The 23,043-nt window shown below is 61.1% G+C and carries 23 protein-coding genes; 12 read left to right on the forward strand and 11 right to left on the reverse strand.

Features of this window, described 5'->3' with window-relative positions:
- Positions 1–110: 110 nt before the first annotated feature.
- The 3 genes from KCG45_RS10050 to tsaD are packed head-to-tail and all read right to left on the reverse strand — an operon-like array spanning position 111 to position 3,693.
- Positions 111–1,658, reverse strand: a complete 1,548-nt coding sequence (locus KCG45_RS10050) for a lipopolysaccharide biosynthesis protein (protein WP_218317107.1) — start codon at positions 1,656–1,658, stop codon at positions 111–113.
- The gene (locus KCG45_RS10055) at positions 1,655–2,650 is read right to left on the reverse strand and encodes an NAD(P)H-dependent glycerol-3-phosphate dehydrogenase (RefSeq protein WP_218317108.1); all 996 of its coding nucleotides are present in this window, start codon (positions 2,648–2,650) and stop codon (positions 1,655–1,657) included. The genes KCG45_RS10050 and KCG45_RS10055 overlap by 4 nt, the downstream gene beginning before the upstream one ends.
- Positions 2,647–3,693 (reverse strand): tRNA (adenosine(37)-N6)-threonylcarbamoyltransferase complex transferase subunit TsaD, encoded by a 1,047-nt coding sequence (gene tsaD, locus KCG45_RS10060; RefSeq protein ID WP_218317109.1) that lies wholly within the window; start codon positions 3,691–3,693, stop codon positions 2,647–2,649. Before tsaD ends, KCG45_RS10055 begins: the two co-directional genes overlap by 4 nt.
- Positions 3,694–3,770: 77 nt before the next feature.
- Between tsaD and hemC the strand changes: the two genes are divergently transcribed.
- The 3 genes from hemC (at position 3,771) to KCG45_RS10075 (ending at position 6,346) form a co-directional block, all read left to right on the forward strand.
- A complete protein-coding gene (gene hemC, locus KCG45_RS10065) occupies positions 3,771–4,682 on the forward strand; it encodes a hydroxymethylbilane synthase (RefSeq protein ID WP_255548201.1) in 912 nt (303 codons plus the stop codon).
- Positions 4,679–5,350, forward strand: coding sequence for a uroporphyrinogen-III synthase (locus tag KCG45_RS10070; protein ID WP_218317111.1), 672 nt, complete (start codon positions 4,679–4,681; stop codon positions 5,348–5,350). The genes hemC and KCG45_RS10070 overlap by 4 nt, the downstream gene beginning before the upstream one ends.
- A 150-nt stretch (positions 5,351–5,500) precedes the next feature.
- On the forward strand, positions 5,501–6,346 hold the full coding sequence (locus KCG45_RS10075; RefSeq protein WP_369410773.1) for a hypothetical protein: 846 nt from the start codon (positions 5,501–5,503) through the stop codon (positions 6,344–6,346).
- A 5-nt stretch (positions 6,347–6,351) separates the two neighbouring features.
- Here the strand turns inward: KCG45_RS10075 and KCG45_RS10080 are convergent, their stop codons facing one another.
- Positions 6,352–7,578, reverse strand: coding sequence for an FAD-dependent monooxygenase (locus tag KCG45_RS10080; protein WP_218317113.1), 1,227 nt, complete (start codon positions 7,576–7,578; stop codon positions 6,352–6,354).
- A gap of 64 nt (positions 7,579–7,642) precedes the next feature.
- On the opposite strand from KCG45_RS10080, the gene KCG45_RS10085 reads away from it, so the two are divergent.
- Positions 7,643–9,706: a protein-disulfide reductase DsbD family protein gene (locus KCG45_RS10085; protein WP_369410774.1), complete on the forward strand. Its 2,064-nt coding sequence runs from the start codon at positions 7,643–7,645 to the stop codon at positions 9,704–9,706.
- Here the strand turns inward: KCG45_RS10085 and KCG45_RS10090 are convergent.
- Positions 9,672–10,232: a hypothetical protein gene (locus KCG45_RS10090; protein WP_218317114.1), complete on the reverse strand. Its 561-nt coding sequence runs from the start codon at positions 10,230–10,232 to the stop codon at positions 9,672–9,674. The genes KCG45_RS10085 and KCG45_RS10090 overlap by 35 nt on opposite strands.
- Positions 10,229–12,424, reverse strand: coding sequence for an excinuclease ABC subunit UvrB (gene uvrB / locus KCG45_RS10095; protein WP_218317634.1), 2,196 nt, complete (start codon positions 12,422–12,424; stop codon positions 10,229–10,231). The genes KCG45_RS10090 and uvrB overlap by 4 nt, the downstream gene beginning before the upstream one ends.
- 179 nt (positions 12,425–12,603) lie before the next feature.
- On the opposite strand from uvrB, the gene KCG45_RS10100 reads away from it, so the two are divergent.
- From KCG45_RS10100 to KCG45_RS15505, 8 genes are all read left to right on the forward strand, one after another.
- The gene (locus tag KCG45_RS10100) at positions 12,604–13,149 is read left to right on the forward strand and encodes a DUF3617 domain-containing protein (RefSeq protein WP_218317115.1); all 546 of its coding nucleotides are present in this window, start codon (positions 12,604–12,606) and stop codon (positions 13,147–13,149) included.
- 85 nt (positions 13,150–13,234) lie between these two features.
- Positions 13,235–14,017: an esterase/lipase family protein gene (locus KCG45_RS10105; protein WP_218317116.1), complete on the forward strand. Its 783-nt coding sequence runs from the start codon at positions 13,235–13,237 to the stop codon at positions 14,015–14,017.
- A 79-nt stretch (positions 14,018–14,096) separates the two neighbouring features.
- Positions 14,097–15,536: a circularly permuted type 2 ATP-grasp protein gene (locus tag KCG45_RS10110; RefSeq protein ID WP_218317117.1), complete on the forward strand. Its 1,440-nt coding sequence runs from the start codon at positions 14,097–14,099 to the stop codon at positions 15,534–15,536.
- Positions 15,536–16,480 carry an alpha-E domain-containing protein gene (locus KCG45_RS10115; protein WP_218317635.1) on the forward strand — a complete coding sequence of 315 codons (945 nt, stop codon included), beginning with the start codon at positions 15,536–15,538 and terminating at the stop codon, positions 16,478–16,480. Before KCG45_RS10110 ends, KCG45_RS10115 begins: the two co-directional genes overlap by 1 nt.
- Complete coding sequence (locus tag KCG45_RS10120; RefSeq protein WP_218317118.1) at positions 16,477–17,316, forward strand: transglutaminase family protein; 840 nt, start codon at positions 16,477–16,479, stop codon at positions 17,314–17,316. Before KCG45_RS10115 ends, KCG45_RS10120 begins: the two co-directional genes overlap by 4 nt.
- Before the next feature lie 106 nt (positions 17,317–17,422).
- The gene (locus tag KCG45_RS10125) at positions 17,423–18,169 is read left to right on the forward strand and encodes a proteasome-type protease (protein WP_218317119.1); all 747 of its coding nucleotides are present in this window, start codon (positions 17,423–17,425) and stop codon (positions 18,167–18,169) included.
- Between the two features lie 149 nt (positions 18,170–18,318).
- Positions 18,319–18,747: a response regulator transcription factor gene (locus KCG45_RS15500; protein ID WP_255548124.1), complete on the forward strand. Its 429-nt coding sequence runs from the start codon at positions 18,319–18,321 to the stop codon at positions 18,745–18,747.
- Positions 18,744–18,974: a response regulator transcription factor gene (locus tag KCG45_RS15505; RefSeq protein WP_255548125.1), complete on the forward strand. Its 231-nt coding sequence runs from the start codon at positions 18,744–18,746 to the stop codon at positions 18,972–18,974. The genes KCG45_RS15500 and KCG45_RS15505 overlap by 4 nt, the downstream gene beginning before the upstream one ends.
- A 9-nt stretch (positions 18,975–18,983) precedes the next feature.
- Here the strand turns inward: KCG45_RS15505 and KCG45_RS10135 are convergent, their stop codons facing one another.
- From KCG45_RS10135 to putP, 5 genes are all read right to left on the reverse strand, one after another.
- Positions 18,984–19,508, reverse strand: a complete 525-nt coding sequence (locus KCG45_RS10135) for an extensin family protein (protein WP_369410775.1) — start codon at positions 19,506–19,508, stop codon at positions 18,984–18,986.
- 256 nt (positions 19,509–19,764) lie between these two features.
- Positions 19,765–20,154, reverse strand: coding sequence for a VOC family protein (locus tag KCG45_RS10140; RefSeq protein ID WP_218317120.1), 390 nt, complete (start codon positions 20,152–20,154; stop codon positions 19,765–19,767).
- A gap of 69 nt (positions 20,155–20,223) precedes the next feature.
- On the reverse strand, positions 20,224–20,943 hold the full coding sequence (locus KCG45_RS10145; protein ID WP_218317121.1) for a cytochrome c biogenesis CcdA family protein: 720 nt from the start codon (positions 20,941–20,943) through the stop codon (positions 20,224–20,226).
- Positions 20,944–20,975: 32 nt separating this feature from the next.
- Entirely contained in the window at positions 20,976–21,377 is a 402-nt protein-coding gene (locus tag KCG45_RS10150) for a thioredoxin family protein (protein ID WP_218317122.1), read from the reverse strand.
- Positions 21,378–21,480: 103 nt separating this feature from the next.
- A complete protein-coding gene (gene putP, locus KCG45_RS10155) occupies positions 21,481–22,959 on the reverse strand; it encodes a sodium/proline symporter PutP (protein WP_218317123.1) in 1,479 nt (492 codons plus the stop codon).
- Between the last annotated feature and the right edge of the window lie 84 nt (positions 22,960–23,043).

The following is a 23,043-nucleotide window of genomic DNA, read 5'->3' on the forward strand; positions in this document are numbered from 1 at the left end:
ACTCCCCTTGAAACCCGGATCGAGGGTCGTATTCGGGCCGTGAATAGCGACTGAACGCCCTGTAAGGGCGATGAAATGTGGCGGAGGCGGGTTCCTTGGCGGGCGCGTTATCAGACGGTTTTCTGAGGCGCTGTCTCGGGCTCCACGGCCACGACTTTCCGGCTGAAAAGCTGCCGCTCTTCTGCAGTAAATCCGCGTTTCCAGATAATCGCAAGATAGGTCGCAAGGATCGCCGGAACGCCGAAAATCAGCTCCACCCATTCCGGCAGGAACGTGAAGGCTATGCCCACCGCAACGGCAGGTGCGGTCGCCCAGAACAGCGCAAGTCGCAGGTTTCCGACCGGAGCTTTCAGCAGGGTCTTGAGCACCAGCGCTTTTACCAGGCTTGAGACCAGCAAGGCGATGAACAGCGCGAGCGCTGCACCTGCAGCCTTGAACCCTTCACCCAGCCCGAGATGCTCGGCAAGCAGGATGAACGCCACGGTGAGGACGCCTTGGAGCAATATGACCCCTACCGAGATCGCGAGGTTCCGTTTACGGGCGATATAGACCAGCACGCTTTCAGAAACGACCGCCATGGATGCGACAACCTCTGCGGCGAGAAGGATCGCAAGTGCGCCGGTGCCGCCGACGATCGCCGGCCCGCCAAGCCCCATGACCGCCTCACCAGGAATCACGAGAGCAAGCGCTATGCCGAGCTGCAGCGCGATGATCCAGAAACCCACTTTCTGCACCTGACTCGCGATGGCAGCATAATCGCCTATCTTCAGATTCTTGGTGATGACGGGCGAGAGTATCGGTTCGAAACTCGTCTTCAGCTTCTGAGGGACGCTGACGACTTCCTTGGCGAAAAAGTAGATTCCGACCGCGCCTGCTGATGCTGATTGACCTAGCAAGAACACGTCGAGCAGGCGTGTGCCGCGCTCGATCACGTCTGCGCCGATCAGGGGCAGGGCGCGTGCGGTCATCTTGCCGAGATAGCGCGGGCGAGGCCGCCAACCCTTCGGCCAGCCATAGGTTTTCAGGAATGACCACAACGATGTGGCAAATGCGGCGTAGATCGCGGTCACATAAGCAAGCGCAAGACCGCCCTCGCTAATGACTGGAATGAAGAAGATCGCCCCCACCGCAATCGACTTGGTCCATGGCTCGGTAATTGCGCGGGCTCGGACAGTGGTTGCTATGTCGTACCTGTATGCCTGCGCGGCCAGCAGGATTTCCGTCAGCGCGAAGGCCGGGATCGCGGCGATCATCCAGATATCGAAAGGGCTGTTGGTTCCGCTCGGGAAGATCACGACCGGAAACAGCAGCAGCAGCGCGCAGGCAGCGATGGAAAACAGAAGGGACGTCAGCATCCCGTCAAAGACGAGATTGGTCTGAGGCACGCCTTCTTGCTCGGCGCCTTCGGTCAGCCGCTGGGCGAGCCCGCGCTTTTCGCCGAGCGCGCAGACCAGCGCGAAAATCTCGATAATGACGAAAGCGGCGGCGAAACGGCCCATCTCTTCCACGCCGTAAAGCCGGTATCCAATGAACAGGAACGGGATGCCGCCAAGCGCGCGGATGACGAAGCCCATCGTGTTCGTGCGCCCACCCTTGGCGAGGGTCGCCATATCGTCGCCGCCCTTGGCAGGTTCCGGTTGGGTAGGCGGAGCTGTCATTCGCCGCGTTCAGCCTTGAGCGGGCGCGCCAGCAATCCGGCGACCACTTCGCGCGGACTATCGCCTGCGAGGATCGCGTTGACAGCGGTCACGATCGGCATTGCGATGCCGCGGTCATTGGCAAGCTCCGCGAGAACTGGCGCGGTGTATGCGCCCTCCGCGACGGTGCGACGATCGGCCATAAGATCCGCGGCCTTCTGGCCTTCGCCGAGGGCTTTCCCGAGCGAGAAATTGCGGCTCGATGTCGATGAACAGGTAAGCACGAGGTCGCCGAGGCCGCAAAGTCCGCTAAGCGTCTCGGCCCGCGCACTCATGACCTCGCCGAATCGAAGCATTTCGGCATAACCGCGCGCGATCAGCGCGGCGCGGGCATTCTGACCCAGCTCCAGCCCATCAACGAGGCCGCACGCAATGGCGAGCACGTTCTTGATGGCCCCGCCGATCTCCGCACCGGTTACGTCGTCCGTGTAATACGGTCGGAAAGCGGGCCGCGCGATAGCGGGCGAAAGCCGGTCCCATTGTCCGCGTCCCCCTTCACAAGCGAGCGTGACGGCCGTCGGCAGTCCGGCGGCGACCTCATGCGCGAATGTCGGACCGGAAAGCACGGCGATCGCACTGTCCGGGCAAGCGGCGCGTGCGACATCGTTCATCAGCCGCCTGGTGCCGGCTTCGATGCCCTTGGAGCATAGGACGAGATCGCGCGGTGACGTTGGTATCTGGGCCAGGACGCTGCCCAAGACCTGCGCCGGTGTGACGCAAAGGACCGTATCGAGCTCGGCTATCTCCGACAGTTCTCCAGTTGCATGAATGGTCGGGGACAGCTCGGCGCTCGGCAGATAGTCGGAGTTTCGATGCGCGGCATTGATCTCTTTCACGACCGAAGGTTCGAAAGCCCAGAGGATCACGCTCCGGCTATCGCTCGCAAGCATTTGCGCTAGCGCTGTGCCCCAGGCGCCCGCGCCGACCACTCCGATGGTTTCCAGATCGCTCATGCTTTCACCCCTGCGCCGCGAACGCTTTCCGCTTCCGGATCGAGCGGCCAGCGCGGCCGCGCCTTCAGATCGAGCGGCGCGCTATCGCCCAGCGGTAACCGTTCGCAGCCTGCCCACGCAATCATCGCCGCGTTGTCGGTACACAGCGCCAGCGGCGGTGCGACAAATCGCATCGAATGTTTCGCAGCCAGCCCTTCGAGCGCACTGCGGACGGTCTGGTTCGCCGCGACACCGCCTGCAACGACTAGCGCGGGAACGGCATCGGTTCTCGCAAGCGCGTGTTCGAGCCGGTCGATCAGGCAGTCTACCGCTGCCTGCTGGAAACTCGCGGCGATGTCAGCGGAAGAATGCTCGCCGCTCTGTGCGGCCCGCATGACCGCGCTCTTTAGACCTGCGAAGGAGAAATGCGGTTCCTTGCTCCCCTTCAGCGGACGGGGAAGCGGGACGGCCTTCGGGTTGCCTCCGCGTGCGAGCTTTTCCACCGCCGGCCCGCCGGGATAGCCGAGGCCTAGTATCTTCGCGGTCTTGTCGAAGGCCTCGCCAAGCGCATCGTCGATTGTCGTTGCAAGACGGCGGTATTCGCCGACCCCCTCGACTTTCAAAATCTGGCAATGCCCGCCGGAAACGAGCAGCAACAGATACGGAAATGCGAGTGTTTCGTCCGCCAGTCGCGGTGACAGCGCATGCCCTTCGAGGTGATTGATTGCCAAGAGTGGTTTGTCCGCCGCCATCGCCAGCGCTTTTCCGCTGACAAGGCCGACCATAACTCCGCCGATCAATCCCGGACCGGCAGTGGCCGCGATCGCGTCGACATCGGCCAGTCTCATTCCAGCATCGTCCATCACCGCCTCAAGCATCGGGGCGAGCCGTTCTGCATGCGCCCGCGCAGCGATTTCGGGCACGACGCCGCCGTAGGGCGCGTGCTCTTTCTCTTGGGAGGCGATGTGCTGGGCTATGATCGTGCGGTCGCTCGCGACGAGGGCCACAGCGGTTTCGTCGCAACTCGATTCAATCCCGAGGACAATTTTCGCATCCGATCCCATCGCGCTTCCACTTAATCACTGTGCGGGCTAGGGCAAGCATACCGATGAATAGTAATGCACAATCAGGGGCCGTCATGATGCGGTTGGGGACGCGCAATTCGCCGTTGGCGATGGCGCAGGCGGTCGAAACGAAGACGCGGCTATGCGCCGCGCATGGCTGGAGCGAAGACCAAGTCGAACTGGTTCCCGTCATGGCTAGCGGGGACAAGGTTCTCGACCGACCACTTGCGGAGATAGGCGGCAAGGCACTCTGGACCAAGGAACTGGATGTCTGGCTTGCAGAAGGTCGGATCGACGCCTCGGTCCACTCGGCAAAGGACGTGGAGACGATCCGTCCGAACCAATTTCATTTCGCTTCATTTCTGCCGCGCGCGGACCGGCGCGATGCGCTTGTCGGAGCGCAGAGTATCGCCGCCATTGCGCCGGGTGCAATAGTCGGGACGAGCGCGCCGCGTCGTGCCTCGCAGCTGCTCAACTTGCGGCCAGATTGCAAGGTCGTGACTTTTCGCGGCAATGTCGCGACGCGTTTGGGCAAGCTCGAAGCGGGCGAGGCCGATGTGACGTTTCTCGCAGCCGCGGGGCTTGAGCGGCTTGGCCAATCGGATCTTGGAAACCCGCTTGAACCGGATGGCTGGATCCCGGCGGCGGCGCAGGGCGTAATCGCGCTCGAATGCCGGGCAAGCGATGCCGAGACGACTACGGCACTAGCCGCAATCGACCACGCGCAGACCCGCGCCGAAATCGAAGCGGAGCGTGCACTGCTCGCCCGGCTTGGCGGTACGTGCCACAGCCCCGTCGCGGTGCTCTGCGAAGGCGGGGGTGGCTCGCTGTTCATGCGCGCTGCCCTGTTCAGCGCGCATGGAGGCGAGCGGGTCGATGGAATCGCAGAGTTCACGCCGGGTGATCACGGCCCTGTCGAAGCCTTGGCCGATGACTTGCTGACCCGTTCGGGCGAGGCGATCCGGCAATTGTTCAACCCCGGCCAGTGACACAAATAATTGCGATCCGGCCCCGGCAGGGATTGGCCGCCACCATCGATGCCGGCCGCGACATGGGGTTGCCGGTCAGGGGCTCGCCGCTGTTTGAAATTCGACCACGCCAGTGGAAGGCGCCCGAACCTACGCACGTAGACGCGCTGCTGATTGGCAGCGCCAATGCGATCCGTCACGGCGGCCAACAATTGCAGCGTTTTCTCGGCAAGCCCGTCCATGTTGTTGGGAAAACAACGGAAAAGGCGGCGAAGGAGGCTGGTTTTGCCATCGGCTCTGTGGGTGAAGGCGGGTTGCAAAACGTGCTCGACGCGGTTCCGGCCCCAGCCCGGTTACTCAGGGTCGCAGGTGCGGAGCACGTGCCGCTTGAGGCACCCGATGGCGTCACCGTGGAGACTGCGATCGCGTACGAAAGCGTGGCGCTCCCGCTCGATCGGGCGCTGGTCGAATGGGGTGAGCGGACCGTCATCCTGCTCCATTCCGCCGTCGCCGCAGAGCATTTCGCCGCCGAATGTGACCGGCTGGAACTGGATCGCAGCCACTATGAGATCGCTGCCCTCGGCCCGCGCATCGCTTCAGCTGCGGGCAAGGGATGGGGCGCTATCCACGTTTCGGAAAGCCCCAATGATGCAGCGTTGCTGGCAATGGTGAAAGCATTGTGCCAGTAATGCGCGCGGGACGTATGCGCCGGGTGGGGCGCGCCATGGGTCAAAGACTGGGATACGATGGAATCGAAATACGGTAGCCGGCGAAAGCCATCCTCTAGGAAGGGGATCTGGCTGGCTGGGATCGCTTCATTTATTACGGGCGGCCTCCTGGTGGGTTATGTCGTCTGGTACAACGCCACGGAGCGGCGGGACGCAGCAACATCTGAGAACGCCCCGGTGCAACAGGTCGCGGCGAGCCCGACGTCATCGCCTAGTCCGGTCCTTTCACCCTCGCCGACGCCTCTGTCGGAACCTGTTGAGCCCGAAAACGCCGAGCAGGCGGTTGAGGCGGTGTCGGGCCTGGCAGAACAGCAGGGCGGGCTGGATCAGCGCCTCGCCGCGGCGGAACAACGGCTCGCGCGGCTCGATCTGCAGTCGCAGGCAGCAGCGGGGAATGCTGCGCGCGCGGAGGGGCTTCTCATCGCATTTGCCACTCGCCGCGCGGTCGAGCGCGGGGCGGAACTCGGCTACCTCGCCGATCAATTGCGTCTGCGGTTTGGTGACGAACGGCCCAATGCAGTCAACACCATCATCAATTTTTCGCGCATCGATCCGCCGATCCGGCTCGATACCCTGCTGGCCCGGCTCGAAGGTTTGGGCCCCGATCTTGCCGAAACCACCGAAGGGCCATCCTGGGCGGCGCTTCAGCGTGAACTTAGCCAGTTGTTCGTGATCCGCCGCGAAAGCACGCCCTCGCCGCAGCCGGAAAGACGGCTGGAGCGCGCGCGTTACGCCCTTGAACAGGGGCGTTACCAGAATGCCATCGACGAGATTCGCAACATGCCCGGTGCCGAAAAGGCGGCGGGCTGGATCGCCGATGCGGAACGGTTTCGCGATGCCATGGCCGCGCTCGAGAATATCGAAACGGCCGCTGTGCTAGACCAGAGCGGTTTGCGGGACGGCACCGGAACGCGGGTGAATCAACCGAGCCCGGTTGGCACCTCGGGCGGCGAATAGTCCGCTCAGGCTTTCAGCAGTTCCGGCAGGTCGCCCGACACACCACGTGCCTCATCCATGAAGAATGTCTTGAGCGCACCGCTGCGCTGGACTCCCGCCATGCCGAGCCGCCGGACCGCGCTGGCAGTCTTCCCGGGAACACCGAAAAGCCGCGTCAGTCCATCCGTGGCTAGCGCTACCATGAAGCTGTCGAGACCGCGCCAGTTCTCGTAGCGTTTGAGCAAGTGCGCATCCCCCGGATCGAGCCCGATGCGAGCACCATCTGCCAGCACTTCAACCAGAGCAGCTGCATCGCGCAGACCGAGGTTGAGGCCTTGCCCTGCGATCGGGTGGATGCCGTGCGCGGCATCTCCGATCAGGGCGAGCCGTTCACCCGTGATCTTAGCCGTGTGATGAAAGCCCAGCGGCCATGAGGAGCGCGCGCCGACGCTCGTGACCTGTCCAAGCACGTCGCCCATGCGTTTTTGCACCTCGGCTAGGAATGCGCGGTCGCCAAGCTTGGTCACGGCCTTTCCGTCCTCTTCTGAGACAGTCCAGACCAGCGAGGAACGGTGGGTTCCATCAGCATCGTCGTTCATTGGCAACAGAGCAAAAGGCCCTGCCGGATAGAAAATTTCCCACGCGACATTTTCGTGCGGTTTCGAATGGGTTAGCCCGGCGATCACCGCGCGGTGCTTGTAATCCCACTTCGCAATGGTGATGCCCGCCGCGTCACGTGTCGGCGATCCGCGACCTTCCGCGCCGACCATCAATCGCCCCTTGAGCTTTTCCGGTTCGCCGCCGCCGCGCGCAATTACCGCTGCCGCGCCAAATTCGCTGCGCTGACGCTCGATAACCTCCGCTTTGGAAACCCAGTTTATCAATGGTTCGTCGGCTGCGGCCTCGAACAGGGCAAGGCGCAGGCGGCGATTGGGGAACATCCGACCCAGCGTCCCTTCATGCGGTTCCGGCTGGAAATCGAGCCGTCCGGGCAGGTTTTGGTCGGTCACCGCAATGCTGGCGATGTCGCAGGCGAATTTCTCGAGACTGTCCGCGATGCCAATATTGCGGAACAGGTGCCAGCTCGCGGTCGAGATCGCGGTGGCTCGGTCGTCGAACCCCTCGGCGGTTAGCTCGGCAGGATCGGCGCGGTCGATCACGTGACTGGACATGCCCTGCCGCGCTGCGGCCAGCGCCAGCGTCATGCCGACAAGTCCGCCGCCGAGGATCAGGAGATCGCGAGTGTCGTTCATCGTGTTTGCATCCATGTGTTCGCGTTCATTGCGAAGCTAGGCTCAAATGCCTAGAGGGTTCGCCGTGTCCGAAGCAAGAATGTTCCTCTCTCCAGTCCGTCAATTCGTTGCATGGCTCGTTGCGCTAACCGCAATGTTCGTGCTTGTCGTACCGGTGTCGGCGCAAGAGGAAGTGCGCGAAGCGCGCTATGGCGACGACAACATCTCCGTCCAGTTGGTCGCGGATGGGATGCCCGTCGCAGGTGAGGAATGGATGCTCGCACTGCGCTTCATTCCGAGCGCGCCCGAATGGCATGGTTACTGGTCCAATCCCGGCGATGCAGGGCAGGGCATGATGCTCGATCTCGACCTGCCAGACGGATGGGAGATGGGCGAACCGCTCTATCCCGTTCCCGATCGCTTGCTGATCAGCGGCCTGATGAACCACATTTACGAGGGCATGTATGCGGTGCTGGTCCCGGTGCGAGTGCCTGAAGACGCCGAGGCCACTGGTCTGCCGGAAGTGACTGGCTTCGTCGAATATCTCGCGTGCACCGATCGGGTCTGTGTTCCGCAAGACGCCGCGCTGAACGCGGGGCAGGGTGGCGATTTCACGCGGTGGCGGGCCGAGGTTGCGCCGTTGCTCGATGCATCGGGCTACTTCGAGATCTCCAGTGACCGTCTGCGTATCGCCGTGCCGCTCCCCGCAGCCGTCGATCTTTCCGATCCGCACATCTTCATCGCCAATGAACGGCTTGTCGATTACGCGGCGGTGCAGACGTTTATGCGCGAAGGTGATCTGCTGATCGCCGAGATCCCGCTGGACGATTTCGGCACGAAAGAGGCCGGAACGATCGCCGGCATCCTTTCTTTCGGCGATGGCGCGGGCGTCCGTTTCGAAGCCGGATCGGGAGACGTACCTGACGGAGGCAAATTGATCGCCGGACCCATCGGCATGCAAACGCCGCCGCTCTGGACGCTGATCCTCGGCGCGCTGGCTGGCGGATTGATCCTGAATATAATGCCGTGCGTATTTCCGATTCTGAGCCTGAAAGCGCTGTCATTGGCGCGCGCTGGCGAGAGTGAAGCGAAAGCCCGCAACGAAGGAATGGCGTACACCGCCGGCGTCGTGCTCGCGTGCGTCGGCCTCGGCGCGCTGCTGCTGGCATTACGCGCCGCGGGCGAGCAGGTCGGTTGGGCATTCCAGTTGCAGGAGCCGGGCGTCGTGATCCTCCTCCTTGTGCTCGCGGTCGTCATTACGGTCAATTTCGCTGGCCTGTTCGAATTGCCGTCTTTTTCGTTCACGCAGGGCGGAGAACCGGGCGGCGCTTTCGCTACCGGACTGCTTGCAGCCTTCGCCGCAACGCCTTGCACCGGGCCGTTCATGGCGGCTGCCTTGGGAGCGGCGCTGCTGCTGCCGACCGGCCTTGCGCTGATGCTGTTTGCGATGCTGGGGTTGGGGCTGGCTTTGCCATTCCTGCTTATCGGGTTGGTACCTGCGCTCCGGAAAAGGCTTCCGAGGCCCGGCCCGTGGATGGAAACCTTCCGAAAGGTGATGGCGATCCCGATGGGCCTCACTGCACTGGCGCTGATCTGGCTGACCGTGCAGCTCGGCGGGCGCGGCTTTGGCCTGTTCGCGCTCGTGATGCTGTTCGGTATCGTGCTGGCGCTGGCGATTGTCGGGCGCCTGCAGAGAGCGGGCAAGATGGCTTGGCCCGCCTTCGGTTTAGTCGCTGCGCCCTTCGTCATATTCGGCGCTTTCGCGCTCCCTGCCAGTTATGCCGCTCCCGGTTCACAGCCGTCGGAATCGATTCACGAGCCCATTGCCTTCAGCGATGAGGCGCTTGCCGAAGCTCGCGCCAGCGGCCAGCCGATCTTCCTCTGGTTCACCGCTGACTGGTGCGTCACCTGCAAAGTCAATGAAAGCGTAGCCATAGAACGTGAGGTTGTCCGCGACGCTTTCGAAGAGTCAGGTGTCATCACCATGGTGGGCGACTGGACCGTGCGAGATGAGGAGATCACCATGTTCCTGACCGATCGGGGTGCAGCGGGAGTGCCGCTTTACCTTTGGTATCCGGCGGATAGTGGCGAGCCTGAACAGCTGCCGCAGGTGCTCACTCCGGACTTGCTGACGGAGCGGGCAAAGTAACGTCCGCTGAAGCGCGGCACCGGTCGAGAAGTTGTTCGGGGAGCGCGCTTGGATTGACCGAAACAATCCCGGCACCCGGCACGGTAACGGTCATGCTCCGCGGTCCGGCGAGCGGTTCCCACGCGGTATCCGATGCGGCGAGTTCGCCCTGCCAGACGGTGCGATTGCCGATTTCAGTCGCATCGACGGCGATCCTGCCAATGGCACCATTCCCGATCAGGGCGAGCAAGGCCTGCGCTCCTTCATCGGCTTCGACCATGCGGATGATCCGCAGCGTACCTGTGATGCCGCCACTTTCGGCACAGCTGAGTGCGAGCAATGCGGGTTCACCCGGAATGCCATAGATGATGCGTCCGTCCTCCGAAGACCGCGCCCACATCGCGCCCTCGGTTTCGGGCGAGGGCAAGGGTTCGGATGCGAAAGTTTCAGGTTCGGCAGGCATGTCCCGCGTAAGGTCGGCATCGGTTGGCGGAGGCTTGCACGCGCCGAGGGCTGCCAGCGTCCCTGCAACAACCACTGCCCTCACGGCTTTCCACCCATCCGTTTGTAGCGGGTCTTGCCATAGCGCGTCTTGCGCGTGCCCGGCCTTCCGGCATCGGATCGGCCGACCTTTGGTGCCTTTTTCTCGCCATCGGGTAGGCCCAGCTCGTCATTCTCGAGCCGCCGGATTTCGTCACGCAGCCTGCCCGCCTCTTCAAATTCGAGATTGGCAGCTGCATCGCGCATGCGTTTTTCAAGGTCTTCGATATAAGCGCGCAGGTTGTGGCCGACGAGGTTGTTCACCTCCTCATCGCCGATGTCGACGGTAACGCCGTCCTTCGATGCGGTATCGGCAACGATATCGGCGATGTCGCGCTTGATAGTCTGCGGCGTAATGCCGTGCTCTTCGTTATAAGCTCTCTGTTTCTCTCGGCGGCGATCGGTTTCGGCGATCGCGCGTTCCATGCTGCCGGTGATGCGGTCGGCATACAGGATGACTTTCCCGTCCACATTTCGCGCCGCGCGGCCGATGGTCTGAACGAGAGAGGTTTCCGAACGCAGAAACCCTTCCTTGTCCGCGTCGAGAATACACACCAGTCCGCATTCAGGAATATCGAGCCCTTCGCGCAGCAGGTTGATCCCGATCAACACATCGTAAACGCCCATGCGCAGATCGCGGATCAGCTCGATCCGTTCCAGCGTTTCGACATCCGAGTGCATGTAACGAACGCGCACGCCTGCTTCGTGCATGAACTCGGTAAGATCTTCCGCCATCCGCTTGGTCAGCGTGGTTACCAGCGTTCGATAGCCTTTCTTTGCGGTGGCGAGGCATTCCTGGATGCAATCCTGCACCTGGTCTTCGACCGGGCGGATTTCGACCGGCGGATCGATGAGGCCGGTGGGGCGGATGACCTGCTCGGCAAAGACGCCGCCGGTCTGCTCCATTTCCCAGTTTCCGGGCGTGGCGCTGACGGCGAATGTCTGCGGGCGCATCGCGTCCCACTCGTTGAAGCGCAAGGGACGATTGTCGATGCAGGATGGCAGGCGGAACCCGTATTCGGCGAGCGTGATCTTGCGCCGATGGTCTCCCTTCGACATCGCACCGATCTGCGGCACCGTCTGATGGCTCTCATCCACGAACAGGAGCGCATTTTCGGGGAGGTATTCGAACAGAGTGGGCGGCGGTTCGCCGGGAAGGCGGCCCGTTAGAAAGCGCGAGTAGTTCTCGATGCCGGCGCAGCTGCCGGTTGCGGCGATCATCTCGAGGTCGAAATTGGTCCGCTGCTCGAGCCGCTGATGTTCGAGCAGCTTGCCTTCCGCCTCCAGTTCCTTGAGCCGTTCCTGAAGCTCGAACTTGATAGCCTCGGTCGCCTGCTTCATCGTTGGGCCGGGCGTCACGTAGTGCGAGTTCGCATAGACGCGCACGGTTTCCAGCGACGCGCCCTTCTTTCCCGTCAGCGGATCGAATTCGCTGATTTCCTCGATTTCGTCACCGAAGAAGCTGATGCGCCACGCCATGTCTTCGTAATGTGATGGAAAGATTTCGAGATTGTCGCCGCGAACCCGGAAATTGCCGCGCGCGAAGGCCGCGTCGTTGCGCTTATACTGCAGCGCGACGAGTTTTCGAATGAGCTCGCGCTGATCGACCGTTTCCTCTTTCTTGATGTCGAAGATCATCGCTGAATAGGTTTCGACCGAACCGATACCATAAAGGCACGAAACCGACGCCACGATGATCACATCATCGCGTTCTAGCAGCGCGCGCGTGGCTGAGTGGCGCATCCGGTCGATGGCCTCGTTCACGCTCGATTCCTTTTCGATATAAGTGTCCGACCGCGGGACGTACGCTTCGGGCTGATAATAGTCGTAATAGCTGACGAAATACTCCACCGCGTTGTTCGGGAAGAAGCTCTTGAACTCGCCGTAAAGCTGCGCCGCGAGGATTTTGTTGGGGGCGAGGATCAGCGCGGGGCGCTGCAATTCCTCAATGACCTTGGCCATGGTGAAGGTCTTGCCGGATCCGGTTACGCCGAGCAGGGTCTGCGTCTGCTCATTGTCACGCGCGCCCGCTACCAATTCAGCAATTGCGGTCGGCTGGTCACCTGAAGGCTGATAATCGGACACGAGCTCGAACCGCTTGCCCGGCATGGATTTTTCAGGACGGTCTGGGCGATGCGGGGTGAAATCACCGGTCGTGTCGGGTTCTTCCAGACCGCGGCGGATAACGAGTTCGGACATGGCGGTGATATGGGAGCATACGTCCCGTTTCGCAATCGCTGAGAGCGCGCGATGCCAAGGCGCATTGCGGGCATGCGCGCGCACGCGTATCGTTCCGTTCAAACACAAGTCGCGTCGGCACTTATCAATTCAATCACAGGCCCGATCGCCGAGCGGCCCGTCATATCTGGAGGAATTCAATGAAATACTTTGCCGCGCCCATCATCGCAGCACTCGCACTATCAGCCTGCGGCAGCCCCAGCGGTGATGCCGACACGGATGGCGACGGAACAGTTACCGCTACCGAAGCGCGCGCTGCTGCCGAAGCTGCGGGCGACACGATCAGGCCGCAGCCGGGCAAATACCGCGCATCGATGACGTTCATCAGTGCGGAAATTCCCGGTGCGCCGCCTCAGGTGCAGGACATGATGGGCTCTTCGATGAGCAACACCTACGAATTCTGCCTGACCCCCGAAATGGCAGAGCAGGGCTTTGGCGAGGCCTTGCAAGAAGGACAGGACGACAGCTGCACCATCAGCCGCCTCAATATCGATGACACAGATGTTGATATGGCGATGACTTGCAGCGGGGAAGGCGCAGGCCAGATGCAAATCGCGATGACCGGCACCGTTTCGCCAACGCGTTCCGAACTGAATGTTGTCTCGGAAGGCGTCATGGGCGATCTTGGCGAGGCCAAGATGGAAATGAAGCTTGTGCAGGAGCGGATCGGAGCCTGCGATAGCTGAACCTATTGGTTAAGGACCAGGATCAGGAGAGGGGGTCGGGTGATTTCATGGGTCGTTCACCGCAAGAAAGTAGTGTTGCGATCCCATGAGCACCCGAGAGCGTTTCCCTGACCTTCCGAAAATGCCCAAGCTCCCGCTGGGCGATGGAGAACTCGCGCGCAGGATCGAGCTTGCCCGCGAGCCTGAGCCGGAACCCGTTTCGCGGCCTACGCTCTGGCGGATGGCTTCAGAGTTGCAGCATCTTGCGGAGCCATTCCGCCGTCCATTCCGCACGCTCAATGTCGAGGCGTGCGATAACCCTCAGATCGTGCTGATCCTTCCGGGTTTTGCGACGAGCGCGTCCAGAATGCGCTACATGGCGCGTCAGATCGAGCGCGCCAGGCACAAGGCCAAGCGTTGGAAGCTGGGCTGGAATTGGGGGCCAAGCGACACGACACTCGACAGACTGAGCGACCGGCTGGACGAGGTTTTCGCGCGCTATGACCGGCCGGCCGTGCTGCTCGGGTGGAGCCTCGGCGGGCTCTATGCGCGAGAACTGGCCAAGCGAAAGCCTGAGCTCGTCAGCAAGGTCATCACGATGGGGACGCCGTTTTCGGGTTCACCCCGCGCCAACAATGTCTGGCGCCTCTATCAATTTGTGACCGGTCACCGCGTGGACAAGCCGCCAGTGGAAGGCGACTTTGCGGTCAAGCCACCCGTGGAAACGGTGGCTTTGTGGAGCCCGAACGACGGTGCGATCGCCCCACGCAGCGCTGCCGGGTATCCGGGAGAACGTGACCGCGCGATTGCCCTTCGATGCACGCATATGGGTTTTTCTTACTCCCCCGAAGCGATCCAGGCGGTTTTGTCGGAACTTCGGCGCTGCTGAGCCTTTAGTACCCCGACCTTTTCTTTTGCGCCGTGACGGGTACGGTGCGCGATATTTCATCCAACCGACCGGGGGATTGATGGCCGCACCATCCGACAATTTTGACGAGATGTTCGATGCGAGCGGCAATACTCGCCCTGCCTATACCGGATATTGCGATTGGTATGATCACCAGGAAACCTCGTGGATGCGCCAGAAAAGCGCAGATTGCGACGACAGTTTTCGGCGCACGGGGATAACGTTCAATGTCTATGGAGAAGATGAGGCCGAAGAGCGCCTGATCCCTTTCGACATGGTGCCGCGGATCATCGGCGCAGGCGAATGGCGGCGGCTGACGCGCGGGATCGAGCAGCGCGTCAGAGCGCTCAACAGCTTCCTTTATGACCTGTACCATCGGCAGGAGATCATCCGCGCGGGCCGCGTTCCAGAAAGGCTGTTTCGCCAGAACGAGGCATGGCTCCCGCATATGGTCGGCTTCACACCGCCCGGCGGGATTTACACCCATATCGTCGGGATCGATCTGGTTCGCACCGGGCCGGACGAGTGGTTCGTGCTGGAAGACAATGCCCGGACACCTTCGGGTGTTTCGTACATGCTCGAGAACCGCGAAACCATGATGAGCATGTTCCCGGACCTGTTCAGCCAGGTGCCGGTCGAGACCGTCTCTAATTATCCCCGCCGCCTTGCCCGATCGCTTGCCGCGAGCGCGCCGCCTGCATTCAAGGAAAGCGGACGCGCGAAACCGACCGTCGCGGTATTGACGCCGGGTATCTACAATTCGGCCTATTTCGAACATGCGTTTTTGGCCGACCAGATGGGCGCGGAACTGGTCGAGGGCAGCGATCTACGAGTTGTAAACGGACTTGTGCAAATGCGCACGACAAGCGGATTCAAACCGCTCGATGTCCTCTACCGACGCGTTGATGATGAATTTCTCGATCCGCTGACTTTCAACCCGGACAGCATGCTCGGCGTACCCGGCATAATGGACGTCTACCGCGCGGGCGGAATCACGATCGCCAATGCGCCCGGCACCGGGATTTGCGACGATAAGGCGATCTATTCCTTCATGCCCGAGATCGTCGAATTCTACACCGGCGAAAAGCCGCTTTTGCCGAACGTCGAAACGTGGCGCTGCGCCGATCCCGATAGCCTCGCCTACGTGCTCGACCATCTGGAGGAGCTCGTGGTCAAGGAAGTGCATGGCTCGGGCGGATACGGAATGCTGATCGGTCCAACCGCGAGCAAGAAAGAGATCAACGAGTTCCGAGCCAAGCTCAAAGGGAACCCCGAAAATTATATCGCGCAGCCAACGCTCTCGCTTTCCACCTGCCCGATCTTCACTAAGGAGGGGCTTGCACCGCGCCATGTCGACCTGCGTCCATTCGTGCTGGTCTCGCCGAGCGGCGTCGACATCACGCCCGGCGGCCTAACGCGTGTCGCGCTGAAAGGAGGTTCGCTGGTGGTGAATTCCAGCCAGGGAGGCGGCACCAAGGATACGTGGGTGCTGAAAGACTGATGCTGGGACGGACAGCCAATGGATTGTTCTGGATGTTCCGCTATCTTGAGCGGGCAGAGAACACAGCGCGTCTTCTTGACGCAGGCCTGCGCATGTCGCTGACCCGGGGCACGGATTACGCCGAGGAGGAATGGGCTTCGGTCATTTCCACAATTGGCCAGAAAGCCAATTACGAGGCAAAGCACGATAGCTATGACGGGATGACCGCGTGGAATTTCGTCCTGCGCGAAAAGAGCAATCCGACCAATGTGCGCGAAATGTTCGAAGCTGTGCGGACCAATGCGCGCCTGGCCAGAACGACGATTTCGAGCGATGTCTGGGAAGCGGTCAACGAAAGCTGGATGCGTCTCGACGAATTGCTTTCGCGGCCTGTCGGGCGCGGCGCGATTGGCGACGTCGTCGGCACCATCAGGCGTGCAGGCATGCGGGTGCACGGTGCTCTCGATGGGTCGATGCTGCGTTCGGAAGCGTTTCATTTCGCGCGCGCCGGGACGTTCGCCGAACGCGCGGAAAGCACGGCGCGTATCCTCGACATGAAATATTACCTGCTGCTGCCCTCCCTTTCCTACGTCGGATCGAGCCTTGATTCCGGGCAATGGGATCAGGTTCTGCGGTCGGTCGCGGGTGCGCAGTCCTATAGCTGGCTTAACGCGGGCCAAATCGATGCGCGCGGCATCGTGGAATTCCTGGTGCTGGACGATCGTTTTCCGCGAAGCCTCGCGTTTTGTCGCACTGCCCTCCGCGACAATCTCGCCGCATTGGCGCGCCTGCACGGACAGGAGGGGTCGAGCAATGAGCTGATGCGGGCCGCCGACATGCATATCAGCGACATCACCGTCGATCAGATCCTGGAGCAGGGCCTGCACGAATTCCTGACCGACTTCATGGCTCGCAACGCCGCGATCGCACTCGCTATCGCCGAAGATTATCGGTTCCAGTCATGAAACTTTCGATCCGCCACACAACGACTTACGAATTCAAAGAGCCCGTGGTTCACGCGCTCCAGCGGTTACGCCTGACGCCTAAGGAAACTCAGGGCCAACAGATTATCGATTGGAAGATGACCTACACCAACGCTCAAGCCGAGCTTGAATACGATGACCAGCATTTCAACACGGTGACGCTGGTGTCGGTAGAACCGGGCGCGAGCGCAGTGACTGTCACATGCAGCGGCACAGTCGAGACCCAGGACGAAGGCGGCATCATCGGACGCCATTCGGGTCACCTGCCACTTTGGAGCTTCCTTGGCCAGACGCACCTTACGAAGCCGGGTCCTAAAGTGCGATCGTTGATCAGCGACCTCAGTGACGGCAAAGACGGCGATGCGCTGGCCTACCTCCACGCCCTGTCGGCGCGAATCCGCGATGAAATTGTCTATGAAACCGGCACCACGCACGCCTCCACTACCGCAGAGGAATCGGTCGATTCCGGGCGAGGCGTCTGTCAGGATCATGCCCATATTTTCATTGGCGCGGCGCGTGCGGCAGGCATTCCGGCAAGATATGTCAGCGGATATCTGATGATGAACGACCGGATCGATCAGGAGGCGAGCCACGCCTGGGCAGAAGCGCATGTCGATGGCCTCGGCTGGGTCGGTTTCGATATCTCCAACGGGATCAGCCCCGATCCGCGCTACGTGCGTGTCGCCACGGGCCGCGATTATCGCGATGCAGCCCCGATTACGGGGATCAGCTTCGGCTCGTCCGCTGACCGTTTAACGGTCGATATCTCGGTGGAGCAACAGCACGAACAGGTGCAGCAGGAACAGTCACAGCAATAAGCGATTGTCTGAGCACGCGCATGCCGCCATGGCGACAAAACTTCACACTATTCATCAGGCAGCAGCGGCTTCACCTCACAACTGCGCCAGAATTCGGAGAAACTAGATGACATATTGCGTCGGAATGATCGTCGACAAGGGACTTGTCCTGATGAGCGACACACGCACCAATTCCGGCGTCGATAACATCTCGGTTTTTCGTAAGATGTTCCATTGGCAGGTGCCGGGAGAGCGCATGATCGCGGTCATGACCGCCGGGAACCTAGCCACGACGCAGGCCGTCGTCAGCAAGCTCGAAGAGCGCACGAAGGAGCCCGATGAGCGCGAGACGACGCTGCTGAACGGTCCGACGATGTTCAGCGTGGTCAGCGAAATTGGGAAGCTGCTCCGCACCACAATCGAAGAACGTCAACAGGCGAACGGCGATCGCGGGAAGGGCCGTTTTACCGCCTCCATCATCGTTGCCGGGCAGATTGCGGGCATGGAGCCGCGCTTGTTCATGATCTACCCCGAGGGCAATTTCATCGAGGCAAGCTGGGACACGCCGTTCTTCCAGATTGGCGAGACCAAGTACGGCAGGCCGATTATCCTTCGCGGATATGACCGCGACATGAGTTTCGAAGATGCAGTTAAGCTGCTCATGGTGTCGTTCGACTCCACGCTCAAGGCAAACCTTTCGGTTGGCCTCCCGCTGGACCTGCTGGTCGTTGAGAAAGACAAATTCGGGCCGACCCACGAACACCGGGTTACCGCTGAGGATGCGTACTTCAATTCGATTTCCTCGGGATGGGGCGACGCATTGAAAGCGGCGTTCCATTCGCTGCCAGGGTACAGCTTCACACCGCAAGATTAGTCACCATTCGGAATAAGTTAGCCTGGAGCCGGCCGCACTCTGGACTGGAGTATTGTCCAATTTGGATGTAATTATCCACGAATTCCAGGGGTTTGAGTCTTTATTCGCGCTGCCTCACTCCGATTGATCGAGATCGGTTTCAGTCTTGCGTGATCGCGGTTGCGTTACGTGGTTTCACGTTGGCCATGTCACGCAAAGCTTCTCTTCATTTCATCGACTCATCGAGCCGCCACCGCGCCGAATTGGCGAGAGTGGGATTTTCGCTGGGCCACCATTCCGAGGTCTATGGCGACCTGTCGGAGCTTTCCTCGCATCCGCCGCGCGAGGGAATCATCATCGCGCGCGACAGTGCTGAGGAGGGCGGGGTCGCTGTTATCCTGGATCGCCTGGGCAAGCTGGGTATCTGGTTACCCCTGATCGCTGTGGAAGCGCAGCCACGACCAGGACGGATCGTCGAGGCGATAAAGGCCGGGGCGCTGGATATCTGTCTTTGCCACTGGATGCCGACCGGGTTGCGCGATGCCTCGCCCGGGTTGAGAAAGAAGCCGAAGTCTTCGGAGCGGCGCGCCGCCGAATGATCGAGGCGCGCGGCCGGATCGCCAATCTTTCGGTTCGTGAACGCGAAGTGCTCGACTGGTTGACTGAGGGAAGCAGCAACAAGGTGATAGCGCGGCGGCTGGAAATAAGCCCGCGAACGGTCGAAATCCACCGTGCGAACATGATGCATAAGCTGGGTGCGCGCCATGCAGCGGATGCGGTACGGCTGCGGCTCGAGGCGAAGCTTGAGCCTAACATTAGCGCTTGAATGCACGGATTATCGGCAGAATTCGGCGCCGGTTCCTTCCAGGTGAAAATGATCCTCATGCGCGCGGTTGTAATCCGGGCCGAGTACAGTGCCGAACCGCTTGCACGCGCTCTCGTGGATCACTCTCAGGAATTCGCGTTCGGCGGCACTTCCACCATTCCAGTCTCTGGAAACCGTAATGCGGCGGCCATCTTCGAGTACAAATCCCGATACGTCTATCGCGCCCGCAGTCGCATGGGCCGAGCGGCGCCCGGATCCGGCAATGTTGCGGCAGGCATAGCTACCCATAGTTTCGATCCGGGCGAGCGGGCTGCCAAGGATTTGCCGAGCGGCTCGGTCGACACCATACCGGGCCCACGCGCTGAATGCCGATGCCGTCTGGCACTGGACCGGACCGATATTCGTAATGCCGAATTGCGATCCATCGCCCGCAAGGGCGGAGAGCTGAACTGTCCCGATCTTGTTGCATCCCGGCCCCGCATAAGAGTCAGGCAAGGCAGAAAACCGTGCGCCCGCATCGCGCAGTCCTGCCATGCACCGTGCGTCACCTGCGCGCGGCGCGATCTGCGGCGGCGTGGAAGCGAGCCGGCCTGGGGAGGAGGTGTCGCTGGAAGTGCGACTTGCCGATCCGTGGGGTACAGCACCCCCGCAGGCTCCCAATAACAAGGCACCAGAAAGCAGCGCCGCATTGCGACAATGCCGGGTCCAACGGATCGCGAAAGTCATCATGCGATAAGGTATCAGCGACTTATGGTTAATAGAAGCCTAAGGAACCGCGCCTGGCGACCGCTCACGGAAGTTCTTCGGCGACCTGCTCCCACAGCTCGATCTTGATCCCGTTGGGGTCGAGTATCCAGGCAAACTTGCCGTACCCTTCATCGGCAGTGTCGAGCACTTTCACGCCTTTGGTTTTGAGTTTTTTGCAAAACCCGTTGAGATCGTTGACCCGCAGATTGATCATGAAGCCGCCTTTACCCGGCTTGATGTATTGCTCGTCCTTGAAGTGGCTGATCAGCGAATAGGGATTGGCTTTGGGTTCTTCCGACCATGCTAGCTGCGGTCCATATTCGCCATCCACGCCCAGCATGTCGCGATACCATGCTCGGGTCGCCTCAGGATCCGCCGCAACATAGAATACGCCGCCTAGCCCTGTGACCCGCGGGCCGGTTTCATCATTCATATTGGCTCTCCCTCTCCAAAAGCTGCAGCAATATGAACCAATGGCAGCGCAGGGAAAAGGATGAAGCGATCAGAACTGGGTCGTGAACTGGACAAGGCCTGCTGGAAGTGCATCGAGCACGATGATTTCGACCACCTTGTCGAAGCCGGTAAGGACCATCGACCCGACAACCAGCAACGCAGCGCCGAACAGTGGCTTGCCGTATTTGGCAAGCGTCTGGAGCGACTTGCGCCGTTCGCCCAGTGCTTTGCGAGATCCATAGGCAAATGCCAGCACCGATGTTGCGACGCCGAGGCCAAAGATCAGGAATACCAGGAAACTGCCGACAAGGTTCTGGCCCTGGCTCGCGGCGGCAATTGCCACGCCGAGCGTGGGGCCGACGCAGGGCGCCCAGACAATCCCGAGCAGCAACCCGATGGCATACTGGCCGCCCGCGCCGTCTCCGCTCAGTTTCGCGAGGCGCTGATTGCCGAAATTCGCTACTGGGGCGGCCGCTGCTGTCAGCGCAGCCTGCGCCTGCGGCACGAGCAGAACAAATCCGGCTGCGGCCAACATGGCTCCCGCAAACACACGCACGGCTTGCTCGTTGATGCCGAGCGAATATCCGAACGCGATCACGGTAAAGCCGAACAGTGTAAAGCTCGTCACCAGTCCGCCCGCCAGCGCAAGTGGGCCGAACCGGCTCTTGCCGAGCGCCGAAGCAACTAGGATCGGCACCAGCGGAAGCACGCACGGATTGAGGATCGTCACCAACCCGGCGACGAAAGACAGAAATGCACTAACGAACATTACAGATCAGCCCGAGATTGATGGCCGGCGCGTCAGAGCGCGCCGAGCACCTTCTGACGCAGCCGGGTCCTATCGGTTTCCGCGATGGACCGCATCACTTCGGCTTCGCCGTCGAACACCAGGATGGTGGACTGGCGCGGGATGCGATGCTGGCGAAGGAAGTCTTTCTCCTCATCGAAATCGACTTTGACGAAAAGCACGTCGCCGCTCTGCTTCTCGGCGCGAAGCTCGTCCATGATCGGAGCCTGCGCGCGGCAGGTCGGGCACCAATTGGCGTAGACATCGACGACGATCGTCTTGCCTTTGCCTTGCGCCATAACAAATTCGGCTTCGTCGTAGACTTGCCAGCCATCGGTATTGGCGGCGGCGGACAATTGCATCGCGCCGACGACGGCGGCCGCAATTGTGGCGATAAGAATGAACAGTCGGGTCATGTGAAAAGGGGCTCCAGGGTCCTAAAAATAAACCGGCAAAGCGCCGGCAAGTTCACCATGGAATTCGCCCTTCTCCCCTACAAAGTTACAGGCCTGCGCAAGTTTATTCCGCCGGCACCTGGCGCGTACCCGCCTGCGTCGCCTTGCTTACGGTGACAATCGCCAGCCATGCGGCGACGAATCCCGGCACAATTTCATACAGGCCCTGACCGCCGACAAAATCGGCGTTGAAGCCGAACGCGATCCAAAGTCCGGCGACAAGCGCTCCGGTCACCAGCCCGGCCACTGCGCCCGCGCCGGTCATGCCCCGCCATGTCAGTGAAAGTATGATAAGTGGACCGAATGCCGCCCCAAAACCTGCCCACGCATTCGCGACCAGTCCGAGCACCTGGCTGTCCGGATTGCTTGCGATCACAATCGCTGCAATCGCTACCAGCGCGACGCAGACGCGGCCGACATTGACCGCTTCGGTTTCGCTGGCCTGCTTGCGCAGGAACAGGCGGTAGAAATCCTCGGTCAAGGAACTCGAAGATACCAGCAATTGCGATGAAATCGTGCTCATGATCGCGGCCAGCAACGCGGCGAACAGAAAGCCTGTGATGAGCGGATGGAAAAGCAATTCGGACAGGATGATGAAGATCGTTTCGGGATCTTCCACAACCAGTCCATTTCGCTCCGCATAGGCACGTCCGGCGAGGCCCATGGCGATCGCGCCCATCAGCGAAATTGCCATCCAACTCAATCCGTAGTTTCGCGCGCGGGCGACCTTGGCGACCGTATCGATGGCCATGAAGCGCACGATGATATGCGGCTGCCCAAAATAGCCGAGACCCCAGGTGACTGCACTGATGAAGCCGAGCGCAGTAAGCCCTTCGGTGAGGCTCAGAAATCCCGGCACAGGCACATCGGCAATCGAACCGCCCGCATCGCCGCCGCTGCCAAACATCACGACCAGTGGCATGATGACCAGAGCCAGCATCATGATGATACCCTGGACGAAATCGGTGAGGCTGACTGCCAGAAAACCGCCGACCATCGTATAGGCCAAGACGATGCCTGCCGTGATGAAGATCCCGAGCATGTAATCGCTCATTCCGACGCCGGGGAGCAGCCCGGCAAACGCGGTTTCGAACAACTTGCCTCCGCCTACCAGACCTGCGGCGGTGTAGACGGTGAAGAATACAACGATAACGATAGCGGAGATGACACGCAGCGCTATCGCCTTGTCCGGGAAGCGATTGGCTAGGAATTGCGGGATCGTGAGCGCATTGCCAAACCTTTCCGTTTGCTCGCGCAGGCGCGGGGCGACGATGAACCAGTTGGCAACCGCGCCCACGAACAGACCAATGCCGATCCACGCCTCTACCAGACCAGCAGCGTAAAGCGCGCCAGGCAGGCCGAGAAGCAGCCAGCCGGACATGTCGCTCGCTCCGGCCGACAATGCAGCGACGGACGGCGGCAGGTTGCGCCCGGCGAGCAGATATCCCTCGCTGTCCGAAGTCGATTTGCGCCAGGCGTAGATACCGATGCCGATCATTAGGACAAAATAGGCGGCGAGCGAGGCGAGGGTGGCGGTGTTCATGATGCAAGCGCGCCTAACAGGGAGCGCATGGTTTGGCCACTGAACCGCTGGGACAACGGGTCACGGACGCGAGGGCTAAGTTCG

This window comes from Erythrobacter ani (assembly GCF_019204025.1).
GTDB classification, from domain to species: Bacteria; Pseudomonadota; Alphaproteobacteria; order Sphingomonadales; family Sphingomonadaceae; genus Erythrobacter; species Erythrobacter ani.